This is a genomic window from Nocardia puris, from assembly GCF_036051655.1.
Classification (GTDB): domain Bacteria; phylum Actinomycetota; class Actinomycetes; order Mycobacteriales; family Mycobacteriaceae; genus Nocardia; species Nocardia puris.
On the sequence record NZ_CP107943.1, the window covers coordinates 2394100 to 2410037 of the forward strand.

The window sequence follows — 15938 nt, forward strand, 5'->3', positions numbered from 1 at the left end:
GCCGATGCGGTGCGCCCGGGACAGCCGAGCGCACCGCATCGGGAAACGATGGATTTACAGGCCCTCGGCCCACGGGTAGGACTTCAGGTACGGGTCCGGATCGATGGGGCCCTCGGACTCCCAGACCGTGTAGATGAGGCCGTCGGGGCGGATCTCACCGATGCGCGCGGTCTTGGTGATGTGGTGGTTGGAGCCGTCGATGGTGACCTTGCCCTCGGGGGCGTCGAAGCTCACGCCGTCGGCCGCGGCCTGGATGTCGGCGGTGGCGAAGGAGTTGGCCTTCTCCACGGTGGCCTTCCACAGGTAGACCGAGGCGTAGGCGGCCTCCATCGGGTCCGAGGTCGGCTTGTCGGCGCCGTAGGCGGCCTTGTAGGCGTCCACGAACGTCTTGTTCGCCGGGGTGTCCAGCGTCTGGTAGTAGTTCCAGGCGGTGAGCTGGCCCGCGATGTTCTGCGCGCCGATGCCCGCGACCTCCTCCTCGGCGATGGACACCGAGATGACCGGCATCTGCTGGGCGGTCAGGCCCGCGTTGGTGTACTCGCGGAAGAACGCCACGTTGGAGTCACCGTTGAGGGTGTTGAACACCGCGCCCGCGCCCGCGCTGCGGACCTTGTTGACGATGGTGGAGAAGTCGGTCGAGCCCAGCGGGGTGTAGTCCTCGCCCTTGATCTCGATGCCGTTGGCGGCGGCGTACGCCTTGATCTCGCGGTTGGCGGTCTGCGGGAACACGTAGTCCGAGCCGACCAGGTACAGCGAGGTGACGCCCTGCTCCTTGAGGTAGTCCAGGGCGGGGACGATCTGCTGGTTGGTGGTGGCGCCGGTGTAGAAGATGTTCTTGCTGTCCTCGAGGCCCTCGTACTGGACGGGGTAGTACAGCAGCGAGTTGAGGCTCTCGAACTTCGGCTTCATGGCCTTGCGGCTCGAGGAGGTCCAGCCGCCGAACACCGCGGCGACGCAGTCGGAGCTGATCAGTTTCTCGGCCTTCTCGGCGAAGGTCTTCGGGTCGGAGGCGCCGTCCTCGAGCACGAGCTGGATCTGCTTGCCCAGCACGCCGCCTGCGGCGTTGATCTCGTTGACGGCCATCTTCACCGAGTTGGCGACGGTGACCTCGGAGATGGCCATGGTGCCCGACATCGAGTGCAGCGAGCCGACCTTGATGGTGTCGGAGGAGGTGTCGACGCAGGAGGCCGCGGCGGCGCCGGGCTCGGCGTCGTCCCTGGCTCCGCAGGCGGTCAGCAACAGGCCGGCGAGCGCCAGCGCGGTCGGGGCGGCCAGTGCTTTGGTCAGCCGGGGGCGATGCCGCCGGGCGGCACGGGGTTCGGACATCGGGAAGTTCCCTCTCACTTCATCTGATGTGCGCGGCACTGGCTGCGCCGCACCGAACACACGCGTTTGTCCCGGTCATGGCTGTAGACGGGGACGTATACAGCGCCTGTATTCGTGGTGGGAACACTAGACAGGAGTTGTTGCGCCGGAATATCTCTCGATGACGACTCCGTTGCCGATGTTTCGGCGGTGTGAAAACTTCCCGGCTACCGGAGGGTGAACGGTTGTGAGGATCACACCGCCCGCCGGTGCCACCTGGGGACCCGGCGCCGCGTGGCTACGGTTGCGTAGCGTCTCGCGGGTGCGGCACGCTTCGGATCGAAGGAGCGTCCGCACACCCGAACACCGCGGCGGGGTCCGCGGCCTGAGTCTCAGGAGGACCAGGTGGGGCATTACCAGGCGAATCTGCGCGATATCGAGTTCAACCTCTTCGAGGTGCTCGAACTGGACAAGCTGCTCGATTCCGGCGCCTACGGCGATCTCGACGGCGACACCGTCCGGGAGATCCTGGCCGAGGTGCGGCGGTTGGCCGAGGGGCCCATCGCGGAGTCCTTCGCCGCCGCCGACCGCGATCCCGTGGTGTTCCGGCCCGAGACCTTCGACATCACCGTGCCCGAACCGCTGCGCAAGACGATCCAGGCCGTGCGCGAGGCCGACTGGGGGCGGCTGGGGATGCCGGAGGGAATGGGCGGCACGCCCGCGCCCGCCGCGCTGGTGTGGGCGGTGAACGAGATGATCACCTGCGCCAACCCCAGCGCCAGCTTCTTCAGCATGGGCACGGTGATGGGCGCGGTGCTCTACACCGTGGGCACCGATCAGCAGAAGCATTGGGCCACGGTGGGTTACGAGAAGGGCTGGCAGGGCACCATGGTGCTCACCGAACCCGACGCCGGGTCCGACGTGGGCGCCGGGCGCACCAAGGCGATCCGGCAGGAGGACGGCTCCTGGCACATCGAGGGCGTCAAGCGGTTCATCTCCGGCGGCGACGTCGGCGACACGGCGGAGAACGTCTTCCATCTGGTGCTGGCCCGTCCCGAGGGCGCGGGGCCGGGCACCAAGGGCCTGTCGCTGTTCTACGTGCCCAAGTTCCTGTTCGACCACGACACCCTCGCCCTCGGCGAGCGCAACGGCGTGTACGTCACCGGCGTCGAGCACAAGATGGGCCTGAAATCCTCGCCCACCTGCGAATTGTCCTTCGGCCTGAACGGCACGCCCGCCAAGGGCTGGCTGGTCGGCGATGTGCACGACGGCATCGCGCAGATGTTCCAGGTGATCGAGAACGCGCGCATGATGGTGGGCGTCAAGTCCTCGGGCACGCTGTCCACCGGCTACCTGAACGCCCTGGCCTACGCCAAGGAGCGGGTGCAGGGCGCGGATCTCACGCGGATGACCGACAAGGAGGCTCCGCGCGTCACCATCACCCACCATCCCGATGTGCGCCGCAGCCTCGCGATGCAGAAGGCGTACGCCGAGGGGTTGCGCGCGGTGTATCTGTACACCGCCGCGCATCAGAATGTCGATGTGGCGCAGCTCGTTTCGGGTGCCGATGCCGATCTGGCGCACCGCGTGGACGATCTGCTGCTGCCCATCGTCAAGGGCGTCGGCTCCGAACGCGCCTACCAGTACCTCACCGAATCCCTGCAAACCCTCGGCGGTTCCGGGTATCTCCAGGACTATCCGATCGAGCAGTACATCCGCGACGCCAAGATCGACTCGCTCTACGAGGGCACCACCGCCATCCAGGCGCAGGACTTCTTCTTCCGGAAGATCCTGCGCGACAAGGGCGTAGCGCTCGCGCACGTCGACGGACGGATCAGCGCGTTCCTCGACGGCGAGAGCGGGCGATTCGACCGGGAACGCGCGCTGCTGCGCACCGCCCTCGACGACGTACGCGCCATGACCGCCACGCTCAGCGGTTACGCCATGGGCGCCCAGGCCGAACCCGCCGAGCTGTACAAAGTGGGGCTGGGTTCGGTGCGCTACCTGCTCGCCGTCGGCGACCTGATCATCGGCTGGCAGTTATTGCGGCAGGCCGAGATCGCGGCCGCCGCGCTGGCCGGTGACGCGGCCGAGAAGGACCGGCCGTTCTACGAGGGCAAGGTGGCGACGGCGAGCTTCTTCGTGAAGAACGTGCTGCCGGGGCTCTCCGCCACCCGCGCCGTGCTCGCCGCGATCGACAACGACATCATGGAACTGGACGAAGCGGCGTTCTGAGCGCGCGGCGGCGGATCCGTTGTCGCGCGACAGATTCGCCGAGCGGCGTAGCCCTGGCGTTCGCCTACTTCAGCACGTACGGCGAGACCGAACTGCGGTGCTCGCTGATATCGAGCACCTTGCCCAGCGGCGGGAACGCCCGCTGCGGGCAGTTGGCGCGTTCGCACACCCGGCAGCCCGCACCGATCGGGGTGGCCTGCACCTGGTCCAGATCGATGCCGTCGGCGTAGACGACGCGGCCCGCGTGGCGCAGTTCGCAGCCGAGGCCGATGGCGAAGGTCTTGCTGGGCTGGCCGAACCGGGTGGCGCGGCGCTCCACGGTGCGCGCCACCCACAGGTACTTGCGGCCATCGGGCATCTGGGCGATCTGCGTCATGATCTTGCCCGGGTAGGCGAACGTCTCGTACACGTTCCACAGCGGGCAAGTGCCGCCGCTGGAGGAGAAGTGGAAACCGGTGGCGGACTGGCGTTTCGACATGTTCCCGGCCCGGTCCACCCGCACGAACGAGAACGGCACCCCGCGCAGTTTCGGCCGCTGCAAGGTCGAGAGCCGGTGGCAGATGGTCTCGTAACTCTGGGTGAAGAACGCCGAGAGCCGCTCGATGTCGTAGCGGAAGTCCTCGGCCACCTCGTGGAAGTGCGTGTAGGGCAACACCATCGCCGCCGCGAAGTAGTTCGCCAGGCCGAGCATCGCCAGCTTGCGCGCGTCCTCGGAGGCGAAATTGCCCTCCGCCACCAGCTTTTCGAGCAGATCGGCGCATTCCAGGTAAGCGAGTTCGGCGGCCAGTTTGAAGGTGCGCTGCCCGCCGGACAGGTGCGGGGCGATCTCGAGCACCCGGTTGTCGGGGTCGTAGCGGTGCAGCACGCCCTCGCCGAGATCGATGCGCTCGACGATGCGCACGTCGTGCGAGCGCAGCCGCCGCGCGATCTCCGACGGCACGTCGCCGCCGTGGAAGCGGATGCGGGCGGTGAGATCCTCGGCGGCGGTGTCGAGTTCGTGGATGTAGTTCTGCCGCTGATAGAAGTAGTCGCGCACCTCTTCGTGCGGTTTGCTGATGGTGGCGCTGCCCGCGCCGTCGGCGAAGCGGTCCTCGGTGGCGGCGGCGAGCTGGGCACTGGTGTTGCGGTAGCGGTTGTGCATGGCGACCAGCGCGCGGGCCATGCTCGGATGCGCGGAGACCATCTCGGCGATCTCCTGGGTGTCGGCCTCGATGCCGAGCTCCTGGTCCATCACGACCTCTTGGAGTTCGGCGATGAGCCGGGTGTCGTCGGCGGAGGAGAAGAACGTCGCGTCGACGCCGAAGACCTCGCTGATCTTCAGCAGCACCGGCACGGTGAGCGGGCGCACGTCGTGCTCGATCTGGTTCAGGTAGCTGGCCGAGATCTCCAGCTTCTGCGCCAGCGAGACCTGGCTCAGCCCCCGTTCGGTGCGCAGCTGGCGAAGCCGCGCCCCGACGTAAGTCTTGGCCATGTGTCCAGCTTATGGCGGTATTCGCAGCGGTGCCAAGCGAAATTAGCAACAGAGCTGAGCTGTATGTCACAGCCAGGCGCTACCGTCGAGGGGTGTTGTTCGCGGATGTGGTGCTGACCTCGGAGACCGTGCGCGCCACCCGGTCCCGGAAGACGAAGATCGCGGCCATCGCCGCGCTGCTCGGCGCGGCCGAACCGGGGGAGATCGCGCCCGTGGTCGCCTGGCTCTCCGGCGAGCTGCGGCAGGGGCGCGTGGGCACCGGGTGGCGCACCCTGGCCGCGCTCGACGGCACACCGGCCACCGCCGCCACGCTCACCGTCACCGACGTGGACGAGGCGTTCACCGAGCTGGGGGCGATCGCCGGGCGCGGGTCGGGGGAGCGCCGCAAACAGTTGCTCGGCGCGCTGTGGGGCGCGGCCACCGCCGAGGAGCAGTCCTTCCTGGTGCGGTTGCTCGGCGGGGAACTGCGCCAGGGTGCGCTCACCGCGCTGGTCGCCGAATCGGTCGCGGTGGCGGCCGATGTACCGGTCGATCTGGTGCGCCGCGCCTACATGCTCTCGGGCGCGCTGCCCGTCACGGCGCAGGCGGCGCTCGGTGGCGGGGTCGACGCGCTGACCGCGTTCCGGCTGGAGGTGGGCAGGCCGATCCAGCCGATGCTGGCCGCGCCCGGCGGCGCGCTGGACGAGACGCTGTCGGAGTTCGGCGGGGACGTCAGCGTGGAGCACAAACTCGACGGCGCGCGCATCCAGGTGCACCGCGACGGTGCGGAGGTGAAGGTGTTCACCAGGACCCTGCGCGATATCACCTCGGGCGTGCCCGAACTGGTCCACCTGGTCCAGGGGTTGCGCTGCACCAGCGTGGTGCTCGACGGCGAGACCCTCGCGCTCACCGACGCGGGCCGCCCACGCCCGTTCCAGGAGACCATGAGCCGCTTCGCCACCGCCGACCCGAGCGTGGAATCGGCGGTGCCGCGGGTGAATTCGACCCGGGAACTGCTGCTGCACCCGTACTTCTTCGACTGTCTGCACCTGGACGGCCGCGATCTGCTCGACGCGCCGCTCGCCGAACGCCGCGCCGCGCTGCTCCAGGTCGCGGGCGAGCACGCCATCCCCGCGCTGCTGCGCCCCGACGAGGAGGCGGCCGCCGAGTACTTCGACGGCGCGCTGGCGGCCGGGCACGAGGGCGTGATGGTGAAATCGCTGTCGGCGCCGTACGCGGCGGGCCGGCGTGGCCGGGCCTGGCAGAAGATCAAGCCCACCCACACCCTCGACCTCATCGTGCTCGGCGCGGAATGGGGCTACGGTCGCCGCACCGGCTATCTCTCCAACCTGCACCTCGGCGCCCGCGACCCGCGCACCGGCGACAACGTGATGGTCGGCAAGACCTTCAAGGGCCTCACCGACGCCCTCCTGCACTGGCAGACCGCCGAGTTCCCGCGCCACGAACGCGCCCGCGACGAACACACCGTCTACCTGTGGCCCGAACTCGTCGTCGAGATCGCCCTCGACGGCGTGCAGGTCAGCACCCGCTACCCGGGCGGGGTCGCCCTCCGCTTCGCCCGCGTAGTCCGCTACCGCCCCGACAAGGAACCATCGCAAGCCGACACCATCGACACAGTCCGCGCGTTGCTCCCCGGCAAACCCTCCCCCGAACCCTCGGACGCCTGAGCCGCAGACCCGGCCTCCAGGCAGGTTCCGCCTTGTCTTCCGGGGGCGAATTGTCTTGCCGGAGTCTCCCCATGATTTCGTTGGCACATGGGTAACTCACCGGGAACGCTCAGAACCCGACCGCCCGCCGATCTCCGGCCCGGCTGGGAACTCTCCCGCACCCCACGACCGGCGAAAAGACGCGGAGAGGCGGGTGAGCACACCGGTAACTCACCGGGAACGTCCAAGACCCGGCCACTTCGCCGACCGCCGGCCCGGCGCGATGGACGATTGCCACTTACGACCGGCGAAAAGACGCGGAGAGGCGGGGGAGTGACCGTCGAACTAATCCTCGCCAAGGAGGAACCCGACCCCACCGACGTCGAGCGCGTCGCGGCGCAGTTGGAGGCCGCGGGCTGGACGCTGGCCGATGAGCTGCCGCCGGGCGATCCGGACTCGGAGTGAGCCGAGCGGGTGATCGGTGGCCGCCCGGGAGCGCCGTTCACGACGTGCGTGCCGCCGCGACGTTGGGCCAGCGGCCACCTGCGGGCGGATAACACGGCCGCCCGGGACACGGACCCGCCCCGATGCGGTCGCCGACCGGTCGCCGGGTCAGAGTTCCTCCACCAGCACGGTCGGTGCGAGACGGTCGCGCAACGTGCGGTCGATCTCGCCGGCCACCGGGATGACGACGGCGGCGGCCGAGGTGGCGACCGCGTCGGCCAGGATCGCGGGCCACTCCGGTTCCGTGCGTTCGGAGAGCGCCGCGATCACCGCGGCGGCGGCGGAATCGCCCGCGCCCGTGGGGTTTCCGGCCAGCGGCTCGGGCAGCGTCGCCGACCAGGCGCCCTTGCCGGTCACCGCGATCATGCCGTGCGCGCCGCGCGTGGCGATGATCGCGCCCACGCCGCGATCCACCAGCGGTCGCGCGGCCGCCACCACTTCGGCGGGCGTCGTCGGCGTGCGGTCGGTGAGCCGGACCAGTTCGGCGGTGTTGGGCATCAGCACCACGCCGGGGACACCCGCGGCCAGCCGCAGCGCCTCGCCGTCCACGTCGCAGATGGTCGGCACGCCCGCCTCCACGGCGGTGCTGGCCAGCACGGCGGGCAGCGCGGGATCGACGCCGCCGGGCAGTGAGCCCGCGATGACCAGCCCGTTGATATCGGGCAGCAGCCCCGACACGCGGATGGCGAGCTGTTCGGCGGCGTGCGGGTTGGATACGCGCGCGCCCGGCTCCCACAGCGCGGTCGCGGTGCCGTCCTCGGACTCGCTGATCACCACCGTGCGGCGCACCCACGGCAGCGCGTGCACGAAGTCGACGGGCAGTTCGAGTTCGGCGGCGGCCGCGAACGCGTGATCGGAGAAGCCGGTGGCCCTGGCGTATTTGCCGAGTTGATTGAGCACCCGGGTGACGTTGATGCCCTTGCCGCCGATGCGCTGCTCGACCGAGCGCACCCGGTGCGCCTGCCCGCGTTCGAACCGCTCGACACGATAGGTCATGTCGTAGGCGGGATTCATTGTCACCGTGAGGATCACATCAACCACTGTCCAAGTCTGGTTACCCGGCGCACACGCCCCCCTCGGTCGGTCGGAGTTCCATCACCGCAGCGTAGTTACCGGCGGTAACGGACTGTTCGTCGGGCGGTCGTCCGAGGCATCTGTGCAGCATGCCACTTTCGAGAGGCCGACGTGACCGCCGTATTCGGAAATCTATCTTGCCGCAGTGGTGCGGAGGCGGGTGGACGCGCCGTCGTGTTCGTCGGCCCGACCTCGTGATTCCGGCCGAGGCGGAGTTGGCAGAGCGGTTGCCGGAACCCGTCGCGAGTACTCGCCAGTACCCGTCCCTGGGGTGCTTTCGACGGCAGGCCGCGCCGTCTGGGCGGGATCGATCGCGTACTCGTCGCCGAGCCGGACGCGTTGCCGCGCGGTAGCATTGGCCGGGTGGCACGGCGCGATCGCGAATCCGGCAGTGGATCGGCGGACGGACGCAACTACGGGGGTCTCACCAAGGAACAGCGGGTCGCGCAGCGCCGGACCCGTCTCATCGACGCGGCGCTCGAACTGTTCGGCAGCCAGGGGTACGCGGCCACCCCCATCGAGCGGCTGTGCGCCGTCGCGAACGTGTCCACCCGCAGTTTCTACGAGGACATGGGCAGTCGCGAGGCCTTGCTGATCGCGTTGGTCGACCGCGTTACCACGCGCGCGGTCGAGCGCGCCGCCCAAGCCCTGCGCGACGTGCACGACCGGCCGCTCTCGGAACGCGTCACCGAGGGGTTCCGCGCCTACCTCGAGGTGACCTGCGCGGACCGGCGCTCGGCGCGCGTCTGTTACGTCGAGGTGGTCGGCGTCAGCCCCGCAGTCGAAGAGTGGCGGCGCGAACAACGCAGGCGCATCTCGTCTCTGATCGTCACCGAAGCCGAGAATGCCGTCGCCCGTGGCGAAACCAATCCCCGTCGCTTCGACCTCTTCGCTCTCGCCGTCATCGGCGCGGTCGATTCCCTTGCCCAGGAACTCGTCCACACCACGGTGCCCGGCACCGAAGTGTCGCTGGACGAGATCTGCACCGAGATCGCCTTCGTGGTCAACTCCTGCCTCGCGGCGGGGTGAACCGCGAAATTCGCTGGTGCGACGTGCGGTTCACTCAGACCGCTCGGCGATCGGATGGCGCCGGTTACTCGGCGAGCTTTGCTCCCGTCCGCAATCCCGCTGTCGCCAAGGCAGTAGCGCCGAACTCGCCACCAGCGCGACGGCCGCGCAGGCGATCGCCGTGCGCACGCTGGTCACCGCCGCGATGACACCGCCGAGCGCGATGAACGCGGGCTGAAAACACTTGGCGCTGATCGACCACGCCATGCCGACGCGCGCCATATGCGTGTCGGCGGTGTGGTTCATCCGGACGGTGGTGAAGACCGGGTTGAACACTCCCGCGCACAGCAGGAGCAGCGTCTCGGCGGCGATGATCGCGATCAACCCGAGCGCGTCGGGCCCGGCGAGCAGCAGCAGTCCGAGCCAGAGCGTGCGCAGCGTGCCGAACCCGAGCAGCACGGTGCGCTGATCGAACACCGCGACCAGCTTCGGGGCGCACAGCGACCCGATCAGCCCGCCCACCGCCGGAAGCCCGAGCGCCAGGCCGTATTGCCATGGCGCGAAACCCAGTTCACGCAGCATGAGCAGGGCCAGGAGCGGTCCGGTGAGCAGGAGTGAGCCGCCGAAGAGCATGGCGTTCCAGAACAATCGGTTCAGCGTCGGCTCACCGAAGATGTAGGCCCATCCGCCGCGGATGTCGGTGAGCCGTGGTCTTTTCGGCTGCTGCGATGCCGTCTCCGGTGTGGTGATGGCCCGGATTCCGAGCGCCGCCAGCAGATACGTCACGGCATCGAGGGTGATCGTGATCGCGGTGCCGAACAGCGAGATCAACAGCCCGCCCAGCGGCGCGCCCACCGTCGCCGCCGTCCAGAACGTGGTCTCCACCCGGCTGTTCGCCCGAACCCGGAGTGGTTCGGCCACAATGGATTTCAAGTACGCACCGTTGGCCGCGTTGAACACCATCGCGCACAACGTCTGCACCATCGCGACCCCGCACAACTGCGCGTAACTCAGCACCCCCAACGCCGCGGCCACCGGCACACTGGCCAGGGCGACGCAGGACGCCACACACGCCTGGATCATCACCGGCCGCTTCCGGCGAACCTCGATCAACGACCCAAGCGGCAGCGCGATCGCCGCCGCCGCGACCCCCGACAGCGCCGCCATCAACGACACCTGCCAATCCGACGCGTGCACCACCAGGATCGCCACCAGCGGCAGCGCCCCGGTACCGAGCGCACTACCGACCTGACTGACCGTCAGCGCCGCCCACAGCTTGTGGAAGTCGCGCGGCAGGCGGGTGGGTGTGATGTCGGTGTCGACGGGCACCCGCCCACCCTAGGTGGGCCGTGCGGTCGATAGCGTGTGCCCGCGATGCGCCGCGTGATCATGGCGTGCATGCCCATATCTCGAAGCCCGAGCCAGTGATCGTGTTCAGATAATTCCTGAGTTCCTTTCCGCGCGGAGAGTCGCAATTTTCCGAACATCGCCGCCGTCGAACCCGTAGGAAGATGCCAGGCTTACGACGTCTACCCGCATCCGCGCCGAGCGATGCGAAGCTGCTCGAGTTGCGGTGGCATCATCGCCGCGCCGCACGCCCGCAACGTTCGCGGCGTTCAGCCGACCTGAACCGGCTCGGTGGCGGTGGCGGTGGAGGAGGTCGGGTTGCCGAGGTTCGCCACCAAGTGCGCGACGGATGCGAGCGCACCTTCACGGCGCAGCGTGCCCAGACCTGGTGTTAGGTCGTTCCGCCGTCGGCAGATCCACGGCGCACCTGTCGGCAGATCCACGGCGGGTTCATCGGCAGATCCACGGTGCACCCGTCGGCAGATCCACGGTTGCCACCTATGATCGTCGTATGCGCGAAGCCATCGACTACCTACCGCGGCGTGCCGGCACGCTTGTCGAGGAGGCGTTGGCGGATACGCGGGTTGTGATCATCAACGGTGCACGTCAGACGGGTAAAAGCACGCTCGCCGAACGGTGTTTGACCGATCGTCCGAACGCCGTGAAGCGGTATCTCGACGATCCGCGGACGCGGGCCGCGGCGGAGGCCGATCCCATCGCGTTTCTGGACGCACGGGGAACGATGTTGATCGATGAAGTCCAGCGGGTTCCCGAGCTGTGGTTGTCCATCAAGTACGTGGTGGATCGTGACCCACTCCCGGGCCAGTTTCTGCTCACCGGCTCCGCGCGGTTGCTCGGCCTCAGCGAACTTCCTGATGCCCTGCCCGGGAGATCGGAGACCATCGAACTGTTTCCGCTGTCCCAAGGTGAAATACGCGGAGCCCCGGACGGCTTCATAGATGTCGCCTTCTCGGGTGATCCGCTGACCGCGCCGTCGGACCTGCGCCGCCGGGACTATCTGGCGGCGGTGTCGCGCGGCGGGTACCCGGAGGCGATTCGCCGAACGAATCCGCGTCGCCGTGCCCAGTTCTTCCAGTCCTACCTCGACGATCTGATGAGTCGTGACATCAGCCAGGTGGCGGACATCAAGCGCAGTACCGACATGCGGCGTCTGATCGCGACGCTGGCGGCGCAGAGCGGTGGGCTCCTGAATATCTCTCGTCTGTCCTCCGATCTCGGAGTTCCCGCCACGACGGTTCGCGATTACGTCGATCTGCTGGAACTCGTCTATCTGATCAGGCGAATCCCGGCCTGGTCAGCCAATGCGACTACTCGGGCAATCGCCACGCCGAAGGTTGTTTTCACCGATTCCGGCATCGCGGCGCACCTGATCACCGGCATCACCAATGACGCGGCTATCGGCGGACTGGTCGAAACTTTCGTGCTCGGTGAACTGACGCGTCAGCTGACTTGGAGTCAGACGATGGCGAGGCTCTACCACTACCGGGACCGGGACGGCTACGAGGTCGACGCGGTGCTCGAGGACAGTGCCGGACGCGTTGTCGCGATCGAGGTGAAGGCTGCCGAAACAGTTCGCACCGACGACTTCCGCTCCCTCCGGATCCTGCAAGACCGCCTTGGTGAACGATTCCATGCCGGATACGTGCTGTACTGCGGCGATCAGCAACTCCCGTTCGGCGAGCGGCTGTCCTGCGTCCCCATCAGTGCGCTATGGACAGCGGGGCGGCAGGAAGGTCTGTTGGAGTGATCAGAGTGGAGTACGGCGTCGAGTAGCCGGGCCTCTACACCCCACTCAGAGTGCGGCGGCCGATGGCGGCGCTGAGGGTGTCCAGTTCGGCGATGACGTCGATCGCCGCCCAGATGCGGTTCCGCTTGGTCTCCGAAAGAACCTCGAGGATTCCCGCGTCGGTGAGGCGCTCCATGGCGCGATAGACGCTGGCTTCCGTCGTTCCGGTGATTTGTTGAGCGGTTTCGACATTGAGGATCGGTGTGTCCAGCAGGTTGGCGAGTAGCGCTTCGTCGGCGGATTTCGCCCGCGGACGTGCGATTTCTCGCCAACGTGCCGGTAGGGATGCGAGATTGCGGGCGGATTCCTCCGCCGCACCGGCCGCGTGGATCGTCGCGACGGACACGTATTCGACCAGGTCGTCGACCTGCCCTGAGCGGTAACTGTTCAGTTTCGCGAAGTAGCGGCCCGTGTCGGCCAGCATCGCCGACGCGAGGGGAACCGTGATGCGCCGAGTCAGGCCGCGATACCGCAGCATCGCGCTGATCAAGGCGCGTCCGATGCGTCCATTGCCGTCGGTGAACGGATGGATCGACTCGAACTGCGCGTGTGCGATCGCGGCCTGCGCGAGGATCGGCAGGTCTTTGCGTGCCGCGAAGGTGAGCAAGTCGTCCATCAACTCGGGCACCATTTCGGGGGGAGGCGGAATGAACAGCGCGTCGAGCGGGGTGAAGTCACTACCGCCGATCCAATTCTGGACATCCCGCAGCTGTCCCGAATCGCGTGCCGCGTAGTAGTCGGGCTGCATCAGCAATCGGTGTGCGTCGAGTATGGCCGTGAGCGACACCGCGCCGCTTTCGGCAGTGCGCACCAGAGCGGTCAATGTGCGGACCGCGGCCAATTGAGATCGAGCGTCGTCGGACGCCTTGCCGCCGGCGATCGCCCGGCCGAACGAGCGCCAGCCGGCGTCGATGTGCTCGATCTTCGACGACGCCACCGACTCGCTGCGCAACAGAAAGTCCGCGAGCGGTGCGAGGTGTTCGCCGAAACCCGCTTCCAGACGCGCCACCGCGATAACAGCATCCTCGTGTGCGCGGGCGACTGCGCCGGCCGCCTGGTAGTCGAACGCCGCGATCCTTGGGGGGATCGCCACGTCGATCGACTTCAGCGTGCGATCGGCACGGGAACCCTGCCGCTGTCGAGGGGTCCAGGCGCGGGTCTCCGTTCGATGCGCGGGCCAATGCACGGAAACCTCCACTCGAGTGCCTAAAGTACAGTATGCGATTCCTTACTATACTTTGAGGGGTTGAAAGTACAGTAAGGGATCGCTTGTTAAAGGTTTTGTCGCGCACCGTACAGGGCTCGAGTCGGGTGGCAGTGTCTCGTTGGGATCGGCAGATCCACGGCGATGAGATGGAAAACCGCAGATGGTAACGGTTTTTTGGCGCGCGCCGGGGCGGGCGGGTACGCGCGTTCTGGGCGGTAGTGCACATCCGGCGGTGAATCTTCGGGCGCGAGCCTTGTGAGGTAGGGCGCGGGCGAGGGGGTTGGGCCGCGAGGACCGATCAGTCGGCTCCGTTGTCCACGGTGATCCAGGCGGGGAAGGGGTCGGGGTAGTGGGTCCAGTGCTGCGGTCCGGCGGCGAATTCGGCGTCGGTGAGCGCTGTTTCGTCGAGGGCGGTGGTGAGGGCGGTGGGGTCGAGGTCGAGGCCGATGAAGGCGAGGTCTTGGCCGAGGGCGAGGAGATCGTCGTCGGCGGTGAGTTCGTCGTCTCGGGTGAGCGGGTCGAAGGAGATGATGTGGCCGACGTGGTCCCACAGGGCGACGGTGTGGGGGCGGGTGGCGAGGCGGCAGAATCCGGCCGAGCGCACGACCGTGCCGAACGTTCCGGATTCGAGGCGATCGAGCAGGTGCTGGAGACGGCCGGGGTGCAGCGGGCGCGCGTTTTCGTAGCGGAACGCGCTGACGCCGGGGTCGGTCAGGCGCGGAGCGTGGTCGTCGTTGAGTAGTCCGATCCAGCCGGGACGATCCTGCGCGATCGTGTAAGGCTCGCCGGGCCGCCATGGTTCCGGCGGATCCTGGTGCAGGTGGACCCGTGCGCGCGGGCTCAGGTGGCTGACCAACCCCATCACCGTCGACAGGGTCGCGGTCGGGAGGGCCGTCCAGTTGACGAGGACGATCGTCGACGCGTATTCGAGTTGCGTCACGGTGAGTTTCGCGTACGGAGTGTCGTGCTCCGGACTCGTCCCGGCGGCGTGAATGTTGTTGTCGCGCCGCAGATCTCCCAACAGGTGCGCGGCGTCGGCGACGCACACCACGCCGGTGAGCGTCGTCGCGTCGCCGGAGAACGTGCCGATCACTTCGGTCGCCGGTGTGGTGGTGGGGAACTCGATCAGGATGCCGTCCGATTCGCACGGCCACGAGGTCAGCGTTGCGGCGTGCTCGACCGGATCGGATGTCGTCGTGAGCCGGTGCGCGGGCACGAACGTCCGCCGCGTCGTCTCGGCGAGACGGGAGGCGTAGTGCCCGCGCTCCGGCGCGCACGTCCCGATCACCGCCAGCACGTCCACCTGCCGCACCCGAACCTCCCATCACCCACCCGATCGACCGAGCCTATAGTATAACGACAATCGTTTTCATAAGGAGGCTGGGATGAAGGTCCGCAAGTCGCTGCGGTCGTTGAAGAAGCAGCCCGGGGCGCAGATCGTGCGGCGCCGCGGCAAGCTCTACGTCATCAACAAGAAGAACCCGCGGTTCAAGGGCCGTCAGGGCTGAGCGCGGGCGCGGCCGGGTGGCACTGTCATTCGGCCGCGCTATCGACCGCGAGCGTGCGACCAGCGCACACAACGGGCGGCTTGCTCCGATCGGCAGCTCTACGGCGCGGACATGACGGCCATCGGCGTGGTGGCGCTGCCGCGTGCTCAGCGCACGCCCACCGCAACCTCCCGCGCCCCTCGCATGGTGCGCACCCACACACTGAATCCCCACAACACGAACCCCGCGTACACGAGATACAGCACGGCGGACGGGTAGTAACCCGCAGCCAGCAGCAATGGCACGCCGACGATGTCGACGGCGATCCAGATCAACCAGAACTCCGCCCACCCCCGCGCCATCCCGTAAGTCGCCAGCACGGACCCGGTGAAGATCCACGCTTCGGCCCACGGACCATAAGAGCCGATAACCTCGAAGAGCTGGGCGAACAGCGCGGTGCCGATCAGCATGGCCGCCACCAGCATCCAGCGTTCGCGGGTGGTGGCCCAGCGCGGCGTCACGCCGCGATGTTCGAGCCCGGTCTCGCGCCGCGCGTGCCGGTACCAGGTGTACCAACCGAACACGCTGACCGCGATGAACATGAGCTGGCGCCCGGCCTGACCGGCCATGTTCAACTGCTGCGGGGTGTTGAACACGCCGCCGACGAACACGGTGAACAGCAGCGCGTTGCCCACGATGCCGACCGGCCACGCCCACACCCGCCGCCGCATCCCCCCGACCGCCGCGGCGACACCGAACACATTGCCGATGATCTCCCGCCACAGAATGGGCGAGCCGGCGATGTGTAGTTCGGCGTCCAGCAGCGCGGTCAACGGATTCACCTGCC

General features: G+C 68.0%; 14 protein-coding genes. 6 read left to right on the forward strand and 8 right to left on the reverse strand.

Features of this window, described 5'->3' with window-relative positions:
* Positions 1–54: 54 nt before the first annotated feature.
* A complete protein-coding gene (gene urtA, locus OHB21_RS10720) occupies positions 55–1326 on the reverse strand; it encodes an urea ABC transporter substrate-binding protein (protein ID WP_067505706.1) in 1272 nt (423 codons plus the stop codon).
* Positions 1327–1710: 384 nt separating this feature from the next.
* Between urtA and OHB21_RS10725 the strand changes: the two genes are divergently transcribed.
* Positions 1711–3540 carry an acyl-CoA dehydrogenase gene (locus OHB21_RS10725; RefSeq protein WP_067505710.1) on the forward strand — a complete coding sequence of 610 codons (1830 nt, stop codon included), beginning with the start codon at positions 1711–1713 and terminating at the stop codon, positions 3538–3540.
* Positions 3541–3604: 64 nt separating this feature from the next.
* Here OHB21_RS10725 and ramB read toward each other — a convergent pair whose 3' ends face one another.
* A complete protein-coding gene (gene ramB / locus OHB21_RS10730) occupies positions 3605–5011 on the reverse strand; it encodes an acetate metabolism transcriptional regulator RamB (RefSeq protein ID WP_067505713.1) in 1407 nt (468 codons plus the stop codon).
* A gap of 92 nt (positions 5012–5103) precedes the next feature.
* On the opposite strand from ramB, the gene OHB21_RS10735 reads away from it, so the two are divergent.
* Together OHB21_RS10735 and OHB21_RS10740 are read left to right on the forward strand one after the other, a co-directional pair.
* Positions 5104–6678: an ATP-dependent DNA ligase gene (locus OHB21_RS10735; RefSeq protein ID WP_195124602.1), complete on the forward strand. Its 1575-nt coding sequence runs from the start codon at positions 5104–5106 to the stop codon at positions 6676–6678.
* A 312-nt stretch (positions 6679–6990) separates the two neighbouring features.
* On the forward strand, positions 6991–7122 hold the full coding sequence (locus tag OHB21_RS10740; protein WP_228788984.1) for a DUF3349 domain-containing protein: 132 nt from the start codon (positions 6991–6993) through the stop codon (positions 7120–7122).
* A 147-nt stretch (positions 7123–7269) separates the two neighbouring features.
* Here the strand turns inward: OHB21_RS10740 and OHB21_RS10745 are convergent, their stop codons facing one another.
* Positions 7270–8202, reverse strand: a complete 933-nt coding sequence (locus OHB21_RS10745; RefSeq protein WP_232331669.1) for a hexose kinase — start codon at positions 8200–8202, stop codon at positions 7270–7272.
* A gap of 396 nt (positions 8203–8598) precedes the next feature.
* Here OHB21_RS10745 and OHB21_RS10750 point away from each other — a divergent pair, with 396 nt between their 5' ends.
* The gene (locus tag OHB21_RS10750; protein WP_067505722.1) at positions 8599–9264 is read left to right on the forward strand and encodes a TetR/AcrR family transcriptional regulator; all 666 of its coding nucleotides are present in this window, start codon (positions 8599–8601) and stop codon (positions 9262–9264) included.
* A 30-nt stretch (positions 9265–9294) separates the two neighbouring features.
* On the opposite strand, the gene OHB21_RS10755 is transcribed toward OHB21_RS10750, so the two are convergent.
* Both OHB21_RS10755 and OHB21_RS10760 read right to left on the reverse strand, forming a co-directional pair.
* Positions 9295–10572, reverse strand: a complete 1278-nt coding sequence (locus tag OHB21_RS10755) for an MFS transporter (protein ID WP_195124603.1) — start codon at positions 10570–10572, stop codon at positions 9295–9297.
* Positions 10573–10859: 287 nt separating this feature from the next.
* Positions 10860–11033, reverse strand: a complete 174-nt coding sequence (locus tag OHB21_RS10760; RefSeq protein WP_195126395.1) for a hypothetical protein — start codon at positions 11031–11033, stop codon at positions 10860–10862.
* Between the two features lie 68 nt (positions 11034–11101).
* On the opposite strand from OHB21_RS10760, the gene OHB21_RS10765 reads away from it, so the two are divergent.
* Positions 11102–12358: an ATP-binding protein gene (locus OHB21_RS10765; RefSeq protein WP_195124604.1), complete on the forward strand. Its 1257-nt coding sequence runs from the start codon at positions 11102–11104 to the stop codon at positions 12356–12358.
* 34 nt (positions 12359–12392) lie between these two features.
* On the opposite strand, the gene OHB21_RS10770 is transcribed toward OHB21_RS10765, so the two are convergent.
* Both OHB21_RS10770 and OHB21_RS10775 read right to left on the reverse strand, forming a co-directional pair.
* A complete protein-coding gene (locus tag OHB21_RS10770) occupies positions 12393–13583 on the reverse strand; it encodes a Fic family protein (protein ID WP_067506373.1) in 1191 nt (396 codons plus the stop codon).
* 319 nt (positions 13584–13902) lie between these two features.
* A complete protein-coding gene (locus OHB21_RS10775) occupies positions 13903–14916 on the reverse strand; it encodes a GTP-binding protein (protein WP_195124605.1) in 1014 nt (337 codons plus the stop codon).
* Between the two features lie 73 nt (positions 14917–14989).
* On the opposite strand from OHB21_RS10775, the gene ykgO reads away from it, so the two are divergent.
* Positions 14990–15112 carry a type B 50S ribosomal protein L36 gene (gene ykgO, locus OHB21_RS10780; protein ID WP_067505734.1) on the forward strand — a complete coding sequence of 41 codons (123 nt, stop codon included), beginning with the start codon at positions 14990–14992 and terminating at the stop codon, positions 15110–15112.
* A gap of 146 nt (positions 15113–15258) precedes the next feature.
* On the opposite strand, the gene pnuC is transcribed toward ykgO, so the two are convergent.
* On the reverse strand, positions 15259–15933 hold the full coding sequence (pnuC, locus tag OHB21_RS10785; RefSeq protein WP_067505737.1) for a nicotinamide riboside transporter PnuC: 675 nt from the start codon (positions 15931–15933) through the stop codon (positions 15259–15261).
* Positions 15934–15938: the final 5 nt, after the last annotated feature.

Bases quoted from the DNA above. Each gene is read 5' to 3' on its own strand.
- urtA (WP_067505706.1), bottom strand. From the start codon at position 1,326: ATGTCCGAACCCCGTGCCGCCCGGCGGCATCGCCCCCGGCTGACCAAA.
- ramB (WP_067505713.1), bottom strand. From the start codon at position 5,011: ATGGCCAAGACTTACGTCGGGGCGCGGCTTCGCCAGCTGCGCACCGAA.
- OHB21_RS10765 (WP_195124604.1), top strand. From the start codon at position 11,102: ATGCGCGAAGCCATCGACTACCTACCGCGGCGTGCCGGCACGCTTGTC.
- ykgO (WP_067505734.1), top strand. From the start codon at position 14,990: ATGAAGGTCCGCAAGTCGCTGCGGTCGTTGAAGAAGCAGCCCGGGGCG.